The organism is Cytobacillus sp. FSL W8-0315 (assembly GCF_038002905.1).
Classification (GTDB): Bacteria; Bacillota; Bacilli; order Bacillales; family Cytobacillaceae; genus Cytobacillus; species Cytobacillus pseudoceanisediminis.
The window spans coordinates 2,521,066-2,543,416 of the sequence record NZ_JBBOOC010000001.1 but is presented as its reverse complement, the minus strand read 5'-3'; the positions used below and the strand labels follow the sequence as shown (position 1 = coordinate 2,543,416).

Below are 22,351 nucleotides of genomic sequence, written 5' to 3'. Positions count from 1 at the left end.
CCTTATAAACCCATGTTCTTCGCAATAATGGTTTTCATGATTTCATTTGTACCTGCATATATGCTGGCAACCGGTATATCCCTGTATCTCCTTGCAATCTCGTATTCTTCCATATAGCCATAGCCGCCATGAAGCTGCATGCATTCTGCGGCAATATTCCGGGCATTTTCTGTAAGCTTCCATTTCGCCATGGAGACTTTTGTAACTACATCTTTGCCTGCCATATGTTCTGTGATCAATTGATCAAGGAACGACCTTCCCATCTCTATATCTGTTGCCATTTCGGCAATCTTAAATTGAGTGTTTTGAAATTGGCTGACCGGTCTTCCGAATGCCTCGCGATTCTTAACATAATTCATTGTTAAATTAAGCATTTCCTCTGCAGCCACCTGGGCAGCGATTGCTACGACAAGTCTTTCCTGCTGCAGCTTTTCCATCAAATAAAGAAAACCTTTCCCTTCTTCTCCAATCAGATTTTCTTTCGGAACCTTACAATCTTCAAAAATTAACTCTGCCGTATCCTGACAGTGAAGTCCGACCTTGTTTAATTTTCTTCCCCTTGTAAACCCCTTGGTTTCCCTCTCGACCGCAAGCAAGCTTACTCCTTTATGCCGGGGAACTGCATTGGGATTGGTTTTACAGGCAATGATGATTAAATCGGAATGAATTCCATTGGTTATAAAGGTCTTTTCGCCATTCACTATGTAATGGTCCCCTTCAAGTCTTGCTGTCGTTCTGATGCCGGCTAAATCAGATCCGGCGCCAGGTTCAGTCATTGCGATAGCAGTAATGATTTCTCCTGCCGCACACTTTGGCAGCCACCTTTCCTTTTGCTCATCTGTTCCATAAGCAGTAATATACGGAACAACGATATCATTGTGAAGCCCAATTCCCACCATGCCTGAGCCAACACGTTCAAGTTCTTCATTGATGACTACTGAGAAGCCCCAATCAACGCTGCTTCCGCCATATTTTTCTTCAATATCAGGGCATAAAAAACCCTGCTCCCCCATCTTGTACCAAAAATCCCGGGGAATGATCCTGTCCTCTTCCCATTTGTCATAATTCGGATAGGCTTCCTTCTCTAAAAACTTACGCAGTGATTGCCGAAAAATTTCATGCTCTTCCTGTATGTATGAAGCAGCCATATTATGATCCTCCGAATCTAAAATTTTTTTGACATAACACAAAGTACTATTCCTCACCTTTGAAAAGGCTTACATTTATATTGTACAATAATTATCGATATTTTTAGAACATTAAAATAATTTTTCAAAAAAAGAACCTATTCTATGCAGAAAGGGCAGGTTCTCTATTTACTTAGGCTGCATACGGATGCCGCCATCCAGACGGATCGTTTCTCCATTCAGCATCGGATTCACTAAAATACTCTCAGCCAGCCTGGCATACTCCTCAGGATATCCCAGTCTTGAAGGAAAGGGCACCATTTTCCCCAATGAATCCCTTGCCTCATCAGGCAGTGAATCAAACATAGGTGTATTAAACAATCCAGGGGCAATCGTCATAACACGAATCCCATAATCCGCCAGCTCTCTGGCAATTGGCAAGGTCATGGCAACCACACCGCCTTTCGATGCACTATATGCAGCCTGGCCAATTTGTCCTTCAAAGGCTGCTACGGAAGCAGTGTTAATAATGACGCCTCTTTCATCTTGATCATTCGGATCATTCTTTGCCATTTGTTCAGCAGCCAGGCGAATGACATTAAAAGTCCCGACCAGATTAATCGTTATGACCTTTTGGAACATATCCAGTGTGTGGACTCCCTTTCTGCCAAGCAGCTTGGCGGCAATTCCGATGCCGGCGCAGTTAACGGCAGTATTAAAGCTGCCAAATTTTTCAGAAGCGAATGCAACTGCTCCCTGCACGTCTTCTTCTTTTGTTACATCCGTTTTAAAAAAATAAACATTCCCTCCCAGTTCCTTGATAAGATGGCTTGCCCGATCTTCCGCCAAATCTGCAATAAGAACTTTTCCGCCGCATCCGGCTATTTTTCTCACAGTCGCCTCGCCAAGCCCTGAGGCGCCGCCAGTGATTATGGCCCTGCAATCTTTCAATTCCATAGTGAACCTCCTTTTATTAATCAGGTTTTCTATGAAGACATTTCCATTAAGAATGGAGATTTTCCTGCTGACTGGCCGAATTCCCTGCTGATTATTTATCAATTCCTTGTAATTGCACAAAAAAACAGCTCCTTTTCAGAAGCTGTTTTTCTATGCCAAATACCGATCGCCAAGAATTTCTCTAAGGTGCTGCCTGACCCGATACAATTTAGTTTTGACAGTGTTTGGGTTGAGATGGAGAATGTCCGCTATTTCTTTCTCTTTCAGCCCGTGCTTTGTTTTAAGCAGGAAAACCCTTTTCTGTTCATAGGAGAGGGAATCCACATAAGCGTATATCTGCTCCTCAAGCAAATTAACTTCTGCTTCCTGCCCAGCATCAATAAATTTACTTTCCATGCAGTTTTCAAAATCAAAAGAATCCTGTATTCTCTCATTTGTCCTTCTTTCTTTCCGGACAAAATCAATCGCAGTTCTGGTTGCAATCGAGGATAACCAGGCCCCCAGCTTTTCCTGATCATCAATGCTGTCCATTTTTTTATATGCTTTGAGCAGGGATTCCTGCACAACATCCTGTGCAAGATAATGATCCCGAGTTATATTATAAGCAATATGATAGAGCCGTTTATTGTAGAGCCTGCAGATCTCTCTCATATCCATTGAAGGTTTAATCACTTTAATCCCCCTCTCCTATAGGTTTCTAACCTTTTATTGAAGCCGTTCTTTTATAAAGGCTGGAACTGTTTTTTCCGTGAAGCTTTTAATATCAATTGTCCTTTGCTCATCAAAATAGAACGCAATAAGATAGTCTCCATCCACGAATCCTTCTGAATTCTTCAAGCTGCTTTCAATTTGTTCCTTATCCGTTAATTTGACGGCAGATTTGCTATCTCTCATTTCTTCAAAAACTTCTTCATACGAGTACCCTGCTGCAAAGTTGATATCGATATCCTTCGCTTTTGCAGCCAAAGCATAAGAGATATCATTGCTGTTCACTCTTGCTTCATTCAGCAGTGACTTTTCTTCCAGCCATTTCTCAAATCTTGAATAAGAAGGATACCAGGGCATATAAGCTTTATTGCTGTCATTATAAAAAATCTCAATGTGCGCATATGGCTCGTCACTTCCCTGGAGTTCTTCAAAGGAAGCAGAATCAATTTCTTCAGTTAATATCTCAATAGCCTCTTTTAGATCTTTATCGTCTGTAATGACCGCCCGCTTCGTAACTGGGCCAGTTGGAGTAATCGTCAATTTCGTTGCAGCATCTGCTGAAACCTGATAAATTTCATTTGTTGCCTTTTTATATTCATCTGATTCATAAATCAGCTTAAGAAATGGCTTGTATTCCTTTTTATTAATCCTGTAATCACGGATTAGCTTTTCACCATTCTTCAGTTCATACACGATAAAAACTGAATCGCGGCCCGGAATCTCCGCAAGCCTGTTTTCATCCTTTACAATCGTCTCATGAAATCTTCTGACCAAATCAATATTCTCGTATTCTTTCAAATATAAGGGTTCCTCAGTATCGATATCACTATAAAGGTAAAAACTCTCGCTAAAATGAACCCGCTCAATCTCATTGCCCCGTGGTATGCTTTTTTCATATTGAGTAAAGTCAAATTGGAATAAGGCGAATAAAGCCGCCATTAAAGCTGTGTATGCCAGCAATCCTTTCATATTAATGGTCACACGCCATGATTTTTGCAGAACCATTTCGGCAGCCGCATATCCAATCAATGCTCCAAACACGTAGCCAGCTATAAGCCAGCTCATGCCGCCGCGCATCTCACCGAAATATCCTCCCCCTAAAAGCATCGTGCAAAAAGTTACACCATATTTAAAGATGGGTTTTGTAATCGGAAAAACCAGGGCATGGGAGACAGCCTCCATCCTTCTCCTTTTATAGATCTGCAAACCAAGACAATACAGAGACAAAATAAGAAAGAGATAAATAACAGCCTCTGCGCTTGAGGGAGTGCGCATGTTCATCTGAGTTAGTGCAATTAAGGGAGAAAACTTCTCAAATTTGCTTGCCATATAATATTGGTCTGGATAGCCAAATAAATAGAATGGCAAATTAATAGAAACTAAAATGATCAGGCCTACAGGGAGCAAGAGGAAAATATACGTTAAGGCACCTTGAACGGCGGATAATCCCGTCAGCATTCCCACAGAAACTCCTGCCAGGTAAATCACAATATTAAACAAAAGGGTGATGCCCACCCAATTGAATATCTCCCCAATTGAATAGAACTCCTGCAAATTCATGGGCTGGTACAGTATCAGAACTATCAAAGCAATGAGTAAAACCGGCGAAATTAATAGCATGATGCCAGTTAAAGCATACTGATGAAAAATGGATGCCCGCTTGACTGGGAGACTGTGCATTAAATCGCTATATTGTTTTACCTGTGTGTATCTGAATAAGAACACTGACAAGATCACCGGCACTGATATATTAAAAATAAACTGGATTTGGAAGTTGTGTTGAAACAGATTGTCAATGTCCAGAAATTTCCGCTGTTCCTCTGAAGAATTCATTATTATATCAAGTGGAATAGCGAAGAACAGACCGAGAAAATATACAATGGAAACCCAGCCTACACTTCTGAAAATCGTTTTTAAAATTTCCCTTTTAACCAAGGATGTTCTGGACTGCATATCCAATATCCCCCATTTCATAGATGAAGATCTCCTCTAATGTAAGGGGAAGCATATCGAAAATCACAGGCTTAAATTGTTCTACATATGATGATATTTCCTTCGCATCTCCCTTTACAATGCAGATCATAATGCTGCCTCTTTTTTCTTTATGAAGGATTTTCAGCGGATCGAAAATGGCTGGTACAGATCCTTTAAAAGCCACTTGAATCTTATGTGTATCTGTTTTAAGGTCATCCAGGTCTTTTTCCAGGATCATACGCCCTTTATGCATGATGCCAATAAAATCACATAAATCTTCCACTTCACGCAGGTTATGAGAGGAAATAAGGATGGTCATTTCTCTTTCGGCAACCTCATCTATAAGCAGGCTTTTCACTTTTTTTCTCATGACCGGGTCCAGCCCATCCATAGGCTCATCCAAAATTAAAACTTCCGGCCTGGCAGACAAAGCCAGGATAAAAGCAGCCTGCCTCTGAATGCCTTTTGAAAATCTATGAATCTTTTTATGTATGTCCATTTCAAAAATAGCAGCAAGTTCTTCAAAGCGGCCGTCATCCCATCTGCTGTAAATATTTTGATAAAATTGTGCCATTTGCTTAACTGTATATTGAGGCAGAAAATAGGGATGGTCCTGAATAAAAAAGATCCTTTCCTTAATTACCGGATTTTCGAAGACCGGCTGGCCGTCAATGGCAACATACCCCTCATCCTCCGCATAGATGCCTGCCAAAAGCTTCAAGAGCGTTGTTTTTCCGGCTCCATTGGAACCAAGCAAGCCGTATATGGACCCTTTATTGACTTCGATGGAGACATTTTCAACAGCCTCCATCTCCTCGAATGATTTACGTACATTACGGATTTTGATCATCTTCTATCCCTCCCCCTATAGCTGCTTCTAATTCCTGAATCATATTAAATAATTCATCTTTTGTAATTCCAAGATATATAGCTTCTGATAAAAGCTTTGAAAGTTCACTTTTCACTTTTTCTATTTTTTCTCTGTTCAGATTGGGAGTTGCTGGACTGACAAAACTGCCCTTCCCCTTTATAGAATAAATATAGCCCTGAGATTCTAGTTCCCTGTATGCCTTTTGAATCGTATTGGGATTGATTGTCAGCTGATGGGCCAGTGTTCGAACGGAAGGCAGCTGTTCATCTGCTGTTAAGACCTCGGTGATGATCAGCTCTTTAAGCCGCTCAACCAGCTGTTCATATATAGGCTTTCGGCTCCTTACGTCCAATTCAAACATGTTTACCCTCCCATCTGTACGTAGTGTACTATCATTCATAGTACAGTTAATACAGTTAGATTATATTACAAGTAATTGGAAAAGAGAAGAGGAAATTTAAATTTTTATAAAAAGAAAAAACTGGCTCAGCCAAAGGGCTAAACCAGTTATAATTAATTATTTAGCTGATTTCACATTCACCGGAGGCGGAGGCAAAATCATGTTGGAACGTCTATTGTTTGTTGCGATAATATAAACAGCTGCGAATGCGATGCCAACCGCAATGAAGGATCCGAGATTGAAGATCCCTTTTTGCGAATACCATACAATCGAGTAGCCCACTGACCCAGCCAGCAAGGCATAATAGAAGAATGGGAAAAGGGTTTTCCGAATGACAGTGCCTTCTTTTCCGACAAGACCAACAACAGCTGATGCAGCAACTACGTTATGGACACAAATCATGTTTCCAGCTGCTCCGCCGACTGCCTGAAGAGCTACAATCCAGGTTGCATCCACTCCAATCTGTGAACCAACATCATATTGGAATAGAGAAAACATCATATTACTGACAGTATTGCTTCCCGCGATAAAAGCACCCATGCCTCCTATAAACGTTGCAAAGAACGGCCAGAATTCCCCTGCAAGTGCTGCAGCACCGTTTGCAAGTTCGATCGGCATCTGATTATAGCCTGCCTCTCCCCCGCCGGTATTGATGAAAACCTGTACCATCGGAACAGTGAAAATTAATGCGGTTGAAGCAGCAACGGTTGTTTTTCCTGAATCTGCCCAGGCTTTTTTGTATGAACCAGAATTCATTCCATGAATAAAATAGGTGATAACGGATACAAGAATAAAAATGGTCCCCGGCAAATACAGCGGCTGGAAACTTGAGGTGATGCCGGAATCGAAAATGTTTTCAAACTTAACCGTCCAGGCCTGGAGCCACTCCAGGAATGGAAGCGATTTCAATCTGGACAATACTAAGAACAGGCCAACTAAAACATAAGGAGTCCAGGCACGCAGCATGCTCATGCTTCCGCTTTTGTGGGCAACTGCTTTGATTTCAAGTTTACCAGTCCACTCCGGATCCCACTTGGATTTCTCTTCAAAATCCCAAACCTGATCCTTAGGAGGCATAAGAAATCCTTTTTTTGCCGCAACAACAACAATTGCTAAACCAGTTAATCCTCCAATCATAGACGGGAATTCAGGTCCAAGAACATTGGCAACAATTACATAAGGGATTGTCATGGCAAAAGATGCGAACAGGGCAAACTTCCAAATCTTTATCCCTTCTGTAAACGATTTGTTCTTGCCAAAGAATCTTGTCATTAAAGCTACTACAAATAAAGGAATTAATGTGCCTGCAATCATATGGAGAATAGCTACTTGTCCGGCAATTTGCGTTACAAGGCCAAGCAGATTATCTGTAAGGCTCGCATTGCCAGATAAACCGGACTGCACACCAACGAGCATCGGAGTGCCTACTGCACCGAATGAAACTGGTGTGCTTTGAATAACCATCCCGGCAATTACAGCTGCCATAGCCGGGAAGCCCAGACCCACTAATAGCGGTACAGCTACTGCTGCAGGAGTCCCAAACCCGGATGCGCCTTCAATGAAAGAACCGAATAGCCAGGCAATGATAATCACTTGAATTCTGCGGTCAGGAGAGATATCGGTAAATCCCTGGCGGATGGTCTTTAAGCCGCCGCTTTCCTGCAGAGTATTCAGAAGCAGTATTGCACCAAAAATAATGTATAGGAGTGTTCCGGCGACAACCAGGCCATTAATGGATGCAGCCGCCACTTTTGCACCCGACACCTTCCAGACAAATAGCGCCAGGACAACAGCTACAAGGTACGAGATGGGCATGGCCTTACTTGCCGGCCATCTTAGTCCGACAAGGAATACTGCAACTGCAATAATTGGCAATAATGATAATAAAGCTAACATTCCAGTACTCATTACTTACTTTTCCCCCTTTTGTTTTGTAATAGCGAACAATAATTGCACTTTGTTGCGGACTGCGAAACATGTTATATAACTATAATTGTTTTGTTATACAACAATGAATCAAGCTTATTTTTATTATACAAACATTTTTCATAATTTCAATAATATTTGGAAAATTTAATCTATGCATTTACACAAAAAAATTTGTATGTATATACAAAAAAATTAGCCCAATATATCTTTTTATCAAGATATATTGGGCTAATCCTAACTTATTCGGCTGACATGTCCGAGCCGGGCGGAAATCCCTTGTCCGGTTTTTACCATTATAGACTTTAATGCATCAAGTCGATCACTAGTCATCCGCATTGTCGGGCCTGAGATACTGACTGCAGCAATAACTTTGCCGAGGTGGTCAAAAATAGGAACGGCAACACAAGTAATCCCATATTCATTTTCTTCCAGATCAAGGGCATATCCATTTTGCCTGACCTGCCCCAATTCTTTCATAAATTCATCTTTATCCGTTATGGTTTTATTTGTATGAACCGGCATCCCTTTTCTTTCAAGGATATCAAAAACAACGCTTGAAGGCAGATGAGCCAGAATGGCTTTTCCGACAGAAGTGCAATGCATCGGAGCTCGTTTGCCAACTTTAGAATGCATCCTTAAAGTCTCATTGCCCTCAAGCTTTTCGATGTACACAACCTCTCCCTGGTCGTAGACGACCAAATGAATGACTTCATTTGTTTCATTTTCCAGCTCCTGAAGAAAAGGTCTTGCCTCTGCACGCAAATCGATTGATTCAAGCAGTTTTGAACTGATCTCCAGGAATTTATACCCTAATTTGTACTTGCCGGTTTCGCTATCCTGCTCTATATATCCGTACTGAACAAGAGTAGAGAGGATACGATAAACAGAGCTTTTATTGATATCAATCTGATTGGCAATTTCCGTTACGCCAAGACCGCTTTTTTTCAGGCTGATCAATGTAATAATATCCAGTGCCCTGCTGACGGACTTGACCATGTTTTCTCTTTCCACAATACTCACCTCTGGTGCAAAAACCTTAATCCATTACAAATAGATTATACCGTTTTTGCGCTTTCACGTGCCACTGCAAAGGTATTCCGCAGCGTTCCAATCTCTTTGATCTCACATTCGATAACATCGCCTGACCTAACCATTTCAGCCCCAACAGGGCTTCCTGTAAGGATTACGTCACCTGGCATCAGCGTCATGACATTAGTCAGGTAGGAAATCATTTTTCGAATTGGGATAATCATTAATTCTGTGCTGCTGCTCTGCTTCTCTGAGCCGTTTAATTTAGCCTCAACTTTAACCTGAAATGGATCCAGGTCTGTTTCGATAACCGGACCAAGCGGAGTAAATGTGTCAAAGGATTTGCCAATTGTCCAATGTCCATCATTATGGAAGAATTGCGGTGCAGTAACATCATTCCCAACTGTGTAGCCAAAAACATAATCAAGCACATCTGACTCTGCTACATTTTTAGCTTCCCTGCCAATGACCACTGCCAGTTCTGATTCAAATTTCACCTCTTCAATGCCTTCAGGAATGATAATATCCTCATCAGGCCCTATAACAGAAGATACAGGCTTAAAGAAGAATACAGGGATTTCCGGGAGTGTCTCAGGCAAATCTGATTTCACTGACACATAGTTAGCTCCAATACCAATAATCTGATTTGGAACCAGCGGAGCAAGCTGCTTAACTTCATCCTGCGAAAAGCTCTGGCCAGTATACTCCCAATCTCCGAAAATATCACCTTTAATTTCTTTAAATATGCCCCCCTCTGCTACTCCTGTATGTACTGCCCCTTTAACTTCAAATCTAGTAAATTTCATCTTTTTCCCTCTCCCCTCAATTACTTTAAGTCTGCAGATCTTTAGAAAAACAGGGCACATGCATGCCCTGTTCTAAAACTATTACTGTTTAACAGCATACCTGGACTTAGCTTCAAGACGGCGGCGGTGCAAAATAGGTTCTGTATAGCCATTTGGCTGATCATAACCTTCAAAAACGAGGTCACATGCTGCCTGGAATGCAACTGATTGATCAAAGTCAGCAGCCATTGGGCGGTATGCTGGATCTCCACTATTTTGTTCATCCACAACTTTAGCCATTTTCTTAAGTGTCTCAAGCACTTGCTCCTTCGTGCAGATTCCATGGTGCAGCCAATTCGCAACATGCTGGCTTGATATTCTTAATGTCGCACGGTCCTCCATTAAACCAATATTATTGATATCAGGAACTTTGGAACAGCCGATGCCCTGCTCAACCCAGCGGACAACATATCCCAGGATACCCTGTGCGTTGTTATCCAGTTCTTCTTGAACTTCCCCTGGAGTCCATTGCGGATTTTCAGCAACCGGAATCTGCAGGATTTCATCACGAAGGTCCGAAATTTCTTCCAGCAGCTGGTTTTGCACCTTTTGAACTTCCACCTGATGATAGTGTAAAGCATGAAGGGTTGCAGCAGTTGGAGAAGGTACCCAGGCTGTATTGGCTCCAGCGTTCAGATGGCCGATTTTCTGCTCCATCATATCAGCCATCATATCAGGCATAGCCCACATACCTTTTCCAATCTGCGCACGGCCTTGGAAGCCTGTTTCAAGGCCTGTATTGACATTGGATTTTTCATAGCCTTTTAGCCAAGCTGTTGCCTTCATGTCATTCTTGCGGATCATTGGGCCAGCTTCCATGGAAGTATGCATCTCATCCCCAGTCCGGTCCAGGAACCCAGTGTTTATGAAGACGATGCGCTCCTTTACTTCACGAATGCAGGCTGCCAGGTTCAAAGATGTACGGCGCTCTTCATCCATTACACCAATTTTAAGTGTATTCCGCTCAAGTCCGAGCAGATCTTCTGTCCGGTCAAACAACTCGTTTGCAAAAGCAACTTCCTTGGAACCGTGCATCTTTGGCTTAACGATATAAATGGAACCTTCTGATGAGTTTTGGTATGGGCCATTTCCAAGCAATGTATGCTTGCCAATCAGGCTGGTAATTACCGTATCCAGAATACCTTCCTGTACTTCATTTCCATCCGCATCTAAAATCGCATTAATGGACATTAAATGTCCGACATTCCTGACAAACATTAATGAGCGTCCAGATAATGAGAACTTCTCTCCATCTGGAGAAACATACGAACGGTCGGGATTTAATGTACGTGTCATTGATTTAGCACCCTTTGTAAAGGCGGCGGAAAGGTCTCCCTTCATTAAACCAAGCCAGTTGCGGTACACAAGGACCTTGTCTTCAGCATCAACTGCTGTTACTGAGTCTTCACAATCCATAATTGTGGTAATTGCAGCTTCAAGCAAAACATCCTTTACTCCGGCATCATCCGTTTTTCCAATTGGGTGGCTTCTGTCAATTTGAATTTCAAAATAAAGGCCATTATTCTTTAGAAGTACCGCAGAAGGCTGATCCTGCTCTCCCTGGTATCCGGCAAACTTTGCTTCTTCTTTTAGATTTGCAGTTTCGCCATTGTTAAGTACAACAGACAGCTTATCGTCTTCCACTTTATATTGAACAGCGTCTTTGTGAGAACCTCTTGACAAAGGAACGGTTTGATCAAGGAATTCCCTGGCAAACGCAATAACCTTTTCTCCCCTTACAGGATTATATCCGCCATCTCTATTTGCCCCGTTTTCTTCACTGATTGCATCTGTGCCGTAAAGTGCATCATATAAGCTTCCCCACCGGGCATTTGCTGCATTAATCGCATAACGCCCGTTATTAACTGGAACGACCAATTGCGGTCCAGCCTTCACAGCTACTTCATCATCCACGTTTTCCGTAGTAATCTTAAAATCTTCGGTCTTTGGCTCAAGATAGCCGATCTCTTCTAAAAAAGACTTATAGCTATTAAAATCAAAATCTTGATTTTCTCTGTGCCAATTGTTCAGCTTATGCTGAATTTCATCCCGCTTCGCCAGCAATGCTTTATTTTTAGGTGTCAGATCATTTATAAGCGCTTCCAAACCTGGCCAAAATTGTTCCTGATCCACTCCGCTTCCCGGCAGAGCCTCGGAATTGATAAATTCATAAAGCTCTCTTGCAACTTGCAGGCTTCCTGTTTTTACATAGTTTCCCATATTCATTTCCTCCTTTGGTTGCTGCTTTTACCATTTCTAATTTTAATGCGGCTGCCGATCCTTGTTTCTTATTACGAAACGGCGTTTCTAACTTTCTCTTAAAAAAATAATAGCATGTTTCCAAATGGATTTTCAATAATTTTCACACAACTTTATTCTTCTAATTGATAAGGCTGAATTTAGTTTTTCAACATTCGGTAACTGCCCAGCCTTCTATTGAAGGCTGGGTATTCTGTTATGAAATTGCCTGGGCCTTCATCTCTTTTTTGATTTCAGCACATCTGCTCGGCGATGGGAACAGTTTTCCAGCATTCAGCAGATTATGAGGATTAAAGACTTCCCGGATATCTGTCTGGGCAGCAATTTCTTCTTCTGTGAAAACAAATCGCATTTCTTCCCGCTTTTCAATGCCGACTCCATGTTCTCCAGTTATGGTCCCTCCAACATCGGCGCAGACTTTTAGGCACTGGCTTCCAGCTTCAAGTGCTTTCTCTGATTCTCCTGGTATCCTTGCGTCAAATAGGACAAGAGGATGCAGGTTTCCATCTCCCGCATGAAAAATATTAGCAATCCTTAATCCCGATTCACTGCTAATCTGATTGATTCTGCTTAAAACTTCAGGCAGTTTGCTTCGAGGAATGACCCCATCCTGAACCAGATAATCGGGAGAAATGGCTCCCATGGCACCAAAGCCTGTCTTACGGTTCGCCCACCATCTTGCTCTTTCCTCTTCACTTCCTGCCGCACGGACTTCACGGACATTCCTCTTTCTGCAAACCTCAAGGATTTGGTCGATCTGTTCCTCAATTCCCGCTGCAATTCCATCCACTTCAATTAAAAGAACTGCTTCTATATCTTTTGGATGGCCTACCGGAAAAGCTGCAGCTTCCACACCTTCAATAGCAGTCTTATCCATCATTTCAAGAGCTGCTGGTACAATACCCGCAGATATTATATCTGATACTGCCTGGCTCCCATCTTCAACCCGATCGAAGTAGGCGAGGACAGTCTGCTTTCCTTCAGGGTTTTTCAGTACCCTCACAGTTATTTTTGTTACAATTCCAAGGGTCCCTTCAGAACCAGTAATCAGACCCAGTAAATCATATCCGGGAGCATCGGGAATACCGTCCTTGCCAATTTCCACTATCTTACCATTAGGCATGACCACTTCAAGTCCAAGAATGTGGTTTGTAGTAACTCCGTACTTCAGACAATGTGCACCGCCGGCATTTTCTGCAACATTTCCGCCAATTGTACAGCAGTATTGGCTGGATGGATCCGGTGCGTAATAATAGCCTTTATCGGATATTGAATTTGTGAGTTTCAGATTTACAAACCCAGGCTCCACAACGGCGCGGCGGTTTTCAAGATCAACGCTAATAAGTTTTTTCATCCTAACCATACTGATTATTATTTCTCCATTAAGAGGTATGGCTCCGCCGCTCAGCCCCGTACCTGCCCCCCTGGCCAGGAAGGGAAGATTGTTTTCCGAGCAGTACGTGACAATCTCCGACACTTCTTGTGTATTCTTTGGAAAAACGACTGCTCTTGGCAAGTGCTTATGGATCGTAAAGCCGTCACAGTCATAAGCAACAAGATCTTCTTTCTGGTAAAGAATGGAACGGGAACCTCCCACAATTTCAGCCAAATTTAAGATGTGTTGGTCCTGTGATTTAACCCGATCTTTCGTTCTCACTCTTTTCCCTCCTTCACACGGTCTTCCTTTTGGTAAGCCCAGTCAAGAAGCTGGACAGTATGGACAATTTTCTGATTCCTGCCGTATTTTTGAACTCCCATGGCCATTTGAAGCATACAGCCGGGATTTCCCATTGAGATCATTTCCACATCATCTGGAACATTTTCCATCTTGCTTTCAAGGACCGCATTGGCCATTTCCGGATTGGTAATATTGTATATTCCTGCACTTCCGCAGCAGCGGTCTGAATTAGGCATGTGTACCATGTCAACACCAGGAATATCAAGGAGAATATCACGCGGCTGCTGCCGGATTCCCTGACCATGTGCTAAATGGCAGGCATCATGGTAAGTAATTCTGGTTTTCATTTCTGCCTTTGGTTTTTCATAGCCTGTTTCATGAAGAAATTTTGAAATATCCTCTACCTTTTCAGAGAACTCTTCCGCTTTTGCATGCATTTCAGGGTCTTCCTTAAATAATTCTGCGTATTCCTTCATCATGCACCCGCATCCGGCTGCATTAACAATTACTTTATCAAAGTCTTTGAATGCTTCCATATTCTGCTTCGCCAGCTTCCTGCCCATATCACGGTCTCCCGCGTGAACATGCAGGGCTCCGCAGCATGTTTGGTTTTGGGGAATGACAACATCATTTCCATTTCGGGTCAGTACATTTATGGTGGATTCATTAATATCACTGAACATGACATCCATTACACAGCCGGTCAGCATCGCAACTTCCTGCTTTGTCTCCCCTTTTGCTTTGATTACTTTTACGTCTTTATATTTCTTTTTTACAGGCTCTTTCACTTCAGGCATGATGGATTCCATATCGGCAAGGTGCTGCGGCATAATATTGATTAATTTGGTTTTCCGGACTGCTTTTTGCATGCCGCTTTTTTGGTAGAATTTCAGAAGGCCGCCCAGCGTATTTAAGCGATTCTGGTGAGGGAAAAGGTCATGAAGAAAAAACTTGCTGATGGCTCCTTTCACTCCAGTTAATGGCATTGCCTGCCGAATCTGGCCGCGTGCTTCCTCAATCAAACCGCCAACATCGACATCAGCTGGGCATGCAGTTGTACAGGCACGGCAATCCAGACATTGAAATACCGGGTCCATGAATTGCTCATTTACTTGAAGCTTCCCTTCAGCCACAGATTTGATCAAGTGTACACGCCCCCTTGGAGAATGCTGTTCCTGACCTGTCTGTTCATATGTCGGGCATGATTCCAGACACATGCCGCAATGGACACAGTCAGCCCATTTCTTTTCATCTGGCGGATCGCTCCATAAATAGTTTCCCAATCCCGAGGTACATGGCGGCTCTTGCTTTAAATCGAGTTCACGGACACTCATTTATATCCCTCCTATGAATCTGTTTGGGCTTACTGTTTTATTTGGGTCGACTTTTGTTTTAATCCCCTGAAGCAAAAAGAAATGAGAAGGTTTATTTCCCCAAACATCCACTTTTTTCCGAAGCTCAAATGGCAGGTGCTTTGCAACCGCATATCCCCCTGCTCTTTCAGCGATCTGCCTTACATGTAAAGCGGCATCGGCGACATCTGGCTCTGCTCCTCTAATGGTCACTTGGCTCAATCCATGGCCCAGACCTCCGTGTGATTCGACTTTCACATTGAATTTATCTTGAAGCAGTTCAGTATCCTTTAATATTCTCACCGCGTCGAGATTAACAGTTCCAACCTTAAAGGAGGCTTCTGTTTGAATTAGCAATTCCTTGTCTGCCCCATTCGGAATATGCCTGTAAAAGCGATCCCAAAACAAATCCGCTTTTTCCTTGGAGCTTATACTCAATTTCGCATCTTTCGGCAGCATATTTCCCACAAAAATTTCCTGATAACGTACAGAGCTTTCAACATCTTCAAAACTCATAGCTATCGTGTAAGAGTTTATTCCGCTGAGTCTATCTGAAAGTGCCGGATTCAGCAGTTCAAGCGAAACTGGTTCAATCATAGAATCCAAAACCTTCACTGCAAACGCCTTTATATCCTCCAGATTTCCGGCTGGAAACGAAACGAGAACCAGACTCTCACATTTAGGGATTGGGCGAAGCTTTAAGGTAATTTCAGAAATCACACCAAGTGTGCCCATCGATCCTATAAACAATTTATTCATATCATAGCCGGCAACATTTTTTACGACTCTGCCACCCGAACGTATTACCTTTCCATCCGGATAAACAGTCCTTAATCCAATAACTGCATCACGGGCTGAACCGTAGCCCAACCTTTTGGGTCCGCTTTCATTTGCTGCAATGATTCCGCCTATTGTGGCATTTTCGGGCCAAAAAGGATCGAGAGATATCTTTTGATTATGTTTGGCCAGATAATCCTGAAGGTCTTTAAAGCGAGTTCCGGATCTTACTGTTACTGTCATATCACCAGGTGTGTGTTCCACAATCCCTGTATATTTTTCAAGTGATAAAAGAAAATCCGCTTTTTCATTTAACCCTCCGAATCCACGTTTTGTGCCACCGCCCATAATGTTGATGGTTAGACCATTCAAATCTGCATGCTTAATTGCCGCTGCAATCTCATCTTCTGTTTCCGGTAATATAATCATTTCTCCTGAGTTGCCAAATGGGCTTGAAACTTCATTTTTAATTATCTGGTCTTCTCTAAAATAAGTTTTTAAAGCACTTATCGATTCTGCTGCAATCAACATATCCACCCCGTTTGTTTCGTAATAGCAAACAACGTTTCTGATAAATTTCAAAAAAACATTAACGTTCTTGCAGGATACTCATTTGCAAAAGTTTCTCAACCAGCTCTAAATGTTCAATCATATTCTTATGCGCCTGATCCGGCTGCTTATTTTTAATAGACAAATAGATACCCAGATGCTGCTCTTCAATCTTTTTTGCGATATCATCCCGTGTTTGAAGATAATGATGGAAATCGATCATGGATTTTTTCAGTGTTTCAGATATAAATTGCACAAATTGGATAAGTATATCATTGCCTGCTGCATGGGCAATCGCCATATGAAACTGATAATCCTCCTCCCATCCATGGATGGCTGCATCGGAAATCAGCTTATTCATCTTCGCCAAATCCGCTTCAGACCGATTTGCGGCTGCCATTTCAGCGAGACCTGTCTCAACCATTTTTCTTGCCTGGAATAACTCATGGATATCTTTTATATCCGGGTGCAAATGTGGATTATTAAACAGTTTAGAAGAATCAAAGCGGGTTATGTAAGTGCCTTCTCCTTGCTTTACCTGCACAATCCCCTTGCCCTGCAAAGAGGTTAGCGCGTCTCTGACAGCTGACCGTCCAACACCAAATAGTTCACACAACTCCCTTACAGAAGGAAGCTTATCCCCAGGTTTAAAGGAACCTTTTGCAATCATGTCTTGAATTTGCTCAGCAGCAACCTCAGAAATTTTGCGCGTTGAGATCTTTTTTACATTCATTCTTACGCCTCCTCCCTTTGCAGACATCACATATCTGATAAGTTAATTGTTATTTACTATTTAAGCACGCTTAATTGTAATAATCAATAAAATATTTAGAATTTAATAAAAATTATTTTATCTTGATGGGCGGGATGAGTTTGATTGCTGGAGAACTTCGGATTTTTGAGGAGATGGAGTCTCAAACTTGAGGTATCTTTAAACTCAGTTTGAGGTAGTTTAGTAAACTGGGTCCGGACTTGATGGCACTTTGGACTCTGGTAGAGAGATTCTGTTTTTTGGCTCCGAACCTGAGTCTACTTCAGATTCTGGTTGAGCTCATCCTGAAATGTGAGTCCGAACCTAGTACAACTTCGGACTCTGGTTGAGGATATCACGTATTTTGGGTCCAAACCTGAGCCTACTTCAGACTTTGGTTGAGCTCATCCTGGAATTTGAGTCCGAACCTAGTGCAACTTCGGACTCTGGTTGAGGTTATCCCGTATTTTGGGTCCGAACCAGTCAAGTTATTGCAAGCAGCACGGCCCAAAAAAATATAAATCCCCAACTCTGATTTGGTAATAATCTAAAAGTGAGTTCAACATAAAAAACCTGACTTCCACGTTTTAACATGGAAGTCAGGTTAATTTTACTATTCTATAACGCGTACAACTCGTCCATTAAACTTAGTTTTCCAATAGCCACTGGACATGTTTGCAACCGCAACACCCGTTGAGCTTTGTGAACCGATGAATTTACCGCCGCCGAGGTAAATGCCTACATGGCCATCCCTTTTATAAGTATCAAAGAAAACAAGATCTCCAGCTCTCATTTCGCTTGCTGAAACCTGGCGCCCGCCAAACTTAAGAGAATCTGTGCTGGCTCCAACACTAATTCCAGCCTGGGAGAATGCCCAATGCACAAAACCTGAGCAATCAAATCTTCCATTGGCTATATCATAAGCATTTCTGCCGCCGCCAAAAACATAAACAGAATTACCGATATATTTATTGCCTGCAGTTGTAACAATGCTAATTGCGCTTCCGCCCTTGACGCTTGGCTTAGGAGCAGAGTTGCTGGATCCTTTTGTTTTCTGTGCAGCAGTTTTTTGCTCTTTGACAGATGATGAACCTGTTGGTGCAGAAGTCACTGAAGCCGAACCTGCTGATGATGAAGTCGATGCAGCTGTCTGTACTACTGGCGCTGTTTGCGCCACAATGCTTTGTTCGATTTGAGCAATCATAGAAGCATATTTAACATCTTCGCTTTGCAGCTTTGCCTTCTTATCTGCAATTGAATTTTCTTTATCTTTTAACTGCTGGATTAATGAGCTATTTTGCTGCTTTTGCTCCTCCATGATGGACTGCATGCCTTTTAATTCGGTCATCATGCTGGTTAATCCCGCTAACTCTTCTTCCACTGCAGCCTTCTTTTCTTCAAATGCCTTTTTATCCTGTTCCTGTTCTTCCAGTAATTGTTTGTCTGCCTGAACAAATGTGGTTACTGCTCCGACACGGTCAACAAAGTCACTGAAACTGGACGCACCAAGAAGAACATCTAAATATGCCACTGTTCCGCCGCTTTCCTGAAAAGATTGTGCACGCTGTTTTAGGATCGCGCTTCTCTTTTCGATTCTTTCCTCAATGATAGCCATTTCTGCCTTCAATTGATCTACTTCGGATTTAGTGCTGGCAATTTTAGTTTGAGTTTCAGCTATTAATTTATTATTATCTTCAATCGCCTTTTCAACTTTACTAATTTTATTATTTAATTCAGCGATTTCTTTAAGTACACTTACCAATTCCTTATCCGCTTCAGCCAGTGTGGCCTGCAAGCTGGAACGCTGCTGCTGTATTTGGCTTTTTTGGTTTTCGAGCTTATTGATTGATTCAGCATTTACACCTGGGATTGAAAAAGCACTTCCAAGCCCAAGGATAATAGTTGTATTTAAAACGATGAGCCTTTTTCTCAAAGTCATTACCCTGCTTTCTAATATGTACTTGGTCATTTATTGGCCGTAAGAATATAAAACTATTTATCTATGTATATTTTGTTAAGTGATTACAATAAATATCTCTAGTAAATTTGTCTTTCCATGGAGGATTATACCATCCTTATTTGACAGACTTGTTATAGAAATATTACAAAAATATTTCAAACGTGACATTAAACCCCTTTTTTCGCCATCCTTATATGACATAATTCCCTATTTTACTCAGAGAAGATGTCCAACGACAGTTGTGTGCTGTATTCCGGAAAGAATAAAAAAAGACTGGAATCCGGATTCTATCTTCCAGATTTCAGTCTTTAATGAATACTTTTAATCCATAAACTTGCTTTGGATATCCTGATCGAACACAAATACCGACATTCCAAAATCCCGTTCGATATCTATATCCACAAACAGGTCAATTAGTCTTGCCTGCAAAAATTCTTCCATTTCAGCCGGCCGGTTCTTTTTATACATCTCCTTGACCATTTCTGTTCTGGCAGCCCGAAGCATTTGTTTCCCTTCGTCTGCACTTGCTATGAATTTTTCCACAGGAGATAAATTACCTTCCATTTCACATATAGCCCAATGTTTGCAGAAAGTTGTCCTAACTTTGCTAGGTCCTTTGCCCATATGTTTTTTTCGGAAGGAGCGCACTAAATTACTGAATTCAGCTTCATACTTGTTCATATTCCAACCCTCATTAACCTATTTTCATGTATAATCCCAATTATACATGTCCAATGCAGGTTTCACTTTAATAAGTTAATCAATTAATACAATTATTGTCAAACTAAACAATCTAAATTTCTTGTTTAACTGAATTATATGCTACTATTTTGTTAGTTGAAAGGTTCTAGGAGGAAGAATTATGGATATTCTAAGCAGCAGAAAAATTGTCAGATTTCAGAATGGAGTTCTGCAGGATGCAGAAGATTCAATTGTTTCCGAACACCCTCTCACAATTCATCTAAATGGAGAAGAGTTCGCAACAATGGTCTGCAGCCCAGAGAATATTCGGGAATTAACAATCGGCTTTTTGGCTTCTGAAGGCTTCATCAGGAGTATTGACGAAATCAAGGATATACAAATAGATGAAAGCAAAGGATTTGCATATGTGGAGTTACATACCCAAACTTCAACAGCAAGCCATGAGTTCCACTCCAAACGGTTTATTGGTTCATGCTGCGGGAAAAGCAGGCAATTTTATTTTCACAATGATGCCAGGACAGCCAGAACTTCTACATCAAAGCTGACCTTGTCTCCCAGCCAATGCATCTCATTTATGAAACAGCTGCAGGAAGGCAGTCTGACTTTTCAAGAAACCGGAGGAGTACATAATGCCGCCTTATTTTCTGCAGATGAAGTGATTGTCAGCAGAACAGATATTGGCCGGCATAATGCTCTAGATAAAATCCTTGGGTATTGCATTGAAAACAGGATTCCTGTAAGAGATAAAGTTATTGCATTCAGCGGCAGAATCTCTTCGGAAGTTCTTCTAAAAGCCTCCAAAATCGGAGTAGGCATAATTCTATCAAAATCAGCTCCGACTGATCTGGCCATAAAACTGGCAGAAGATCTTAATATCACAGCCGTTGGCTTTATACGCGGTCAGTCTTTTAATGTTTATTCTCATCCTGAAAGGATCGTTTCAGGGGCGGAAGATTAATAAAAGAGGAACCTAATTATTATTAGCTAGCAAACCAAGGTGTTTGTACACACCTTGGTTTCAATTTTATTTTAATTTTTCAGACAAAAAAACCAATCAAGTTCTGATCGGCTTTTCACACTGAAATCAATTTATAATTTAATTATACAATGGAACGGGAGGATCAATTCCTAATACAGGCTGTCCATCGACTGTTAACCATACATAATAATGGTCAATCTCTGTTTTAAGTATCACTTCAATTTTAGCGATTAACTTTTCTTGCATTTCAAACGATAACCTTGCTGTTTCCTCTCCTAATGGTATATCTTTCAATCCCAGCAAATCAGCAATTTTCCTTGCATCTTCATAGGAAACTTCGACATATTTATCATATTCCGGTAAATATGCAGCCTCCGCGGTTTTAATTCCTAATGCGGCAGTCAAGATTACTGCCATTAAAATAAACCCTATCTTTTTCATTTTTTTCCCCCATAAATTTAAATTTGATCTATAAGCCCCAGGAAAACATCCAGAATTTCAGGATGATACATGGTTCCACGGTAATTCAATAATTCTTTTTTAGCTTCTTCCTTACTCCTGCCCTTTTTGTACACTCTATCCGTGGTAATAGCATCATAAGAATCAATAATCGAAATGATCGAAGCTTCAATAGAAATCTCGCTGCCTTTCAATCCAAGAGGATAACCTTTTCCATCAAATCTCTCATGGTGCTGTTCGACTACTTTTCCTGCATCTATCAAGAGCGGCAATCCTGTTTCCTCAAGTATTTCTCTTCCGAAAACAGAATGTTTCTTCATTATTTCCCATTCCTCTGGAGTGAGTTTACTCGGCTTTTGCAATATTTCCAGGGGTATGCGCAACTTCCCCACATCATGAAGAAAAGAAGCTAAATTCAAGTTTACTAGTTGCTTAGAATCTAACTCTAATGTTTTTCCAACCAGCATAGAAAGCTTATTAATTCTTTGGCAGTGATCTCTGGTATATCCATCTTTTTCTTCAATTGATATTGATAACTCCATCATTTCCTTTGTTACTTTACTATAATGAAAAAAAACTGGCCTTGATGTTACATAAAGAAATTCAGTGGTAGCTGCTGCTTCAAAAACATAATGTTCTTCTACTGGTGCCCTAAAAAAAGAACTCCCTGTTTTTATTTTCTTGGTTTCATTTCCATTTCTAAGAATTAATTCCCCTGAAAGTACACATAAATATTCTAGTGCTTCCCAGCCTTCTTGGGGTTCAATCCCCCACATTATGCCCGGATCAAGCTTATGATAAATAACCTCTGTCCCGTCCCCCGAAGCAATCAGGGAGATTTGCAAGCCTTTCATGTGGACTGTTTCAATGAAACTATCTTCATTTATAATGCCCACTTTATTACCCTCTTTCTTATACTTCGCAAATGATGTATGTTTTGGGTGGCAAATTAATAAACTTTCCTATATTGCCATTCTAGTACATGATTTTCCATTTTTCCACAAAAATTTTGCTATTAAATTGATATTAAAGAGAATATTGACAA

Annotated in this window: 19 protein-coding genes; 1 reads left to right on the top strand and 18 read right to left on the bottom strand. The window is 41.4% G+C overall.

What is annotated here, in order from left to right:
* Window positions 1-2: 2 nt before the first annotated feature.
* The 16 genes from MKY20_RS13075 to MKY20_RS13000 all read right to left on the bottom strand — a co-directional run bounded on the left by MKY20_RS13075 (window position 3) and on the right by MKY20_RS13000 (window position 19,847).
* Window positions 3-1,148, bottom strand: a complete 1,146-nt coding sequence (locus MKY20_RS13075; protein ID WP_009333552.1) for an acyl-CoA dehydrogenase family protein — start codon at window positions 1,146-1,148, stop codon at window positions 3-5.
* 168 nt (window positions 1,149-1,316) lie between these two features.
* On the bottom strand, window positions 1,317-2,084 hold the full coding sequence (locus MKY20_RS13070; RefSeq protein ID WP_251174987.1) for a 3-hydroxyacyl-CoA dehydrogenase: 768 nt from the start codon (window positions 2,082-2,084) through the stop codon (window positions 1,317-1,319).
* Between the two features lie 150 nt (window positions 2,085-2,234).
* On the bottom strand, window positions 2,235-2,756 hold the full coding sequence (locus MKY20_RS13065; protein ID WP_019382486.1) for an RNA polymerase sigma factor: 522 nt from the start codon (window positions 2,754-2,756) through the stop codon (window positions 2,235-2,237).
* A 33-nt stretch (window positions 2,757-2,789) separates the two neighbouring features.
* Window positions 2,790-4,766, bottom strand: coding sequence for a DUF6449 domain-containing protein (locus MKY20_RS13060; protein WP_341001377.1), 1,977 nt, complete (start codon window positions 4,764-4,766; stop codon window positions 2,790-2,792).
* Entirely contained in the window at window positions 4,720-5,616 is an 897-nt protein-coding gene (locus tag MKY20_RS13055) for an ABC transporter ATP-binding protein (RefSeq protein WP_252245181.1), read from the bottom strand. Before MKY20_RS13055 ends, MKY20_RS13060 begins: the two co-directional genes overlap by 47 nt.
* A complete protein-coding gene (locus tag MKY20_RS13050) occupies window positions 5,600-5,998 on the bottom strand; it encodes a GntR family transcriptional regulator (RefSeq protein WP_009333547.1) in 399 nt (132 codons plus the stop codon). The genes MKY20_RS13055 and MKY20_RS13050 overlap by 17 nt, the downstream gene beginning before the upstream one ends.
* A 156-nt stretch (window positions 5,999-6,154) precedes the next feature.
* Window positions 6,155-7,945, bottom strand: a complete 1,791-nt coding sequence (locus MKY20_RS13045; protein ID WP_019382484.1) for an L-lactate permease — start codon at window positions 7,943-7,945, stop codon at window positions 6,155-6,157.
* Between the two features lie 255 nt (window positions 7,946-8,200).
* Window positions 8,201-8,977: an IclR family transcriptional regulator gene (locus tag MKY20_RS13040; RefSeq protein WP_009333545.1), complete on the bottom strand. Its 777-nt coding sequence runs from the start codon at window positions 8,975-8,977 to the stop codon at window positions 8,201-8,203.
* Between the two features lie 44 nt (window positions 8,978-9,021).
* Window positions 9,022-9,801, bottom strand: coding sequence for a fumarylacetoacetate hydrolase family protein (locus MKY20_RS13035; RefSeq protein ID WP_019382483.1), 780 nt, complete (start codon window positions 9,799-9,801; stop codon window positions 9,022-9,024).
* Between the two features lie 81 nt (window positions 9,802-9,882).
* Complete coding sequence (locus tag MKY20_RS13030) at window positions 9,883-12,060, bottom strand: malate synthase G (RefSeq protein ID WP_019382482.1); 2,178 nt, start codon at window positions 12,058-12,060, stop codon at window positions 9,883-9,885.
* Window positions 12,061-12,295: 235 nt separating this feature from the next.
* Window positions 12,296-13,756, bottom strand: coding sequence for an FAD-linked oxidase C-terminal domain-containing protein (locus MKY20_RS13025; protein WP_019382481.1), 1,461 nt, complete (start codon window positions 13,754-13,756; stop codon window positions 12,296-12,298).
* Window positions 13,753-15,111 carry a (Fe-S)-binding protein gene (locus tag MKY20_RS13020; RefSeq protein WP_019382480.1) on the bottom strand — a complete coding sequence of 453 codons (1,359 nt, stop codon included), beginning with the start codon at window positions 15,109-15,111 and terminating at the stop codon, window positions 13,753-13,755. Before MKY20_RS13020 ends, MKY20_RS13025 begins: the two co-directional genes overlap by 4 nt.
* Window positions 15,112-16,434 carry an FAD-binding oxidoreductase gene (locus tag MKY20_RS13015; protein ID WP_251174988.1) on the bottom strand — a complete coding sequence of 441 codons (1,323 nt, stop codon included), beginning with the start codon at window positions 16,432-16,434 and terminating at the stop codon, window positions 15,112-15,114. It lies immediately after the preceding gene.
* A 61-nt stretch (window positions 16,435-16,495) separates the two neighbouring features.
* Window positions 16,496-17,188 carry a FadR/GntR family transcriptional regulator gene (locus tag MKY20_RS13010; RefSeq protein ID WP_019382478.1) on the bottom strand — a complete coding sequence of 231 codons (693 nt, stop codon included), beginning with the start codon at window positions 17,186-17,188 and terminating at the stop codon, window positions 16,496-16,498.
* A 631-nt stretch (window positions 17,189-17,819) separates the two neighbouring features.
* Complete coding sequence (locus MKY20_RS13005) at window positions 17,820-19,145, bottom strand: C40 family peptidase (RefSeq protein ID WP_009333538.1); 1,326 nt, start codon at window positions 19,143-19,145, stop codon at window positions 17,820-17,822.
* Window positions 19,146-19,487: 342 nt separating this feature from the next.
* On the bottom strand, window positions 19,488-19,847 hold the full coding sequence (locus tag MKY20_RS13000) for a DUF2294 domain-containing protein (RefSeq protein ID WP_009333537.1): 360 nt from the start codon (window positions 19,845-19,847) through the stop codon (window positions 19,488-19,490).
* A 181-nt stretch (window positions 19,848-20,028) separates the two neighbouring features.
* On the opposite strand from MKY20_RS13000, the gene fdhD reads away from it, so the two are divergent.
* On the top strand, window positions 20,029-20,826 hold the full coding sequence (gene fdhD / locus MKY20_RS12995; protein ID WP_019381202.1) for a formate dehydrogenase accessory sulfurtransferase FdhD: 798 nt from the start codon (window positions 20,029-20,031) through the stop codon (window positions 20,824-20,826).
* Between the two features lie 138 nt (window positions 20,827-20,964).
* Here fdhD and MKY20_RS12990 read toward each other — a convergent pair whose 3' ends face one another.
* Window positions 20,965-21,288 carry a hypothetical protein gene (locus tag MKY20_RS12990; protein WP_019381201.1) on the bottom strand — a complete coding sequence of 108 codons (324 nt, stop codon included), beginning with the start codon at window positions 21,286-21,288 and terminating at the stop codon, window positions 20,965-20,967.
* A 17-nt stretch (window positions 21,289-21,305) separates the two neighbouring features.
* Complete coding sequence (locus tag MKY20_RS12985; RefSeq protein WP_251174989.1) at window positions 21,306-22,082, bottom strand: HD domain-containing phosphohydrolase; 777 nt, start codon at window positions 22,080-22,082, stop codon at window positions 21,306-21,308.
* Window positions 22,083-22,351: the final 269 nt, after the last annotated feature.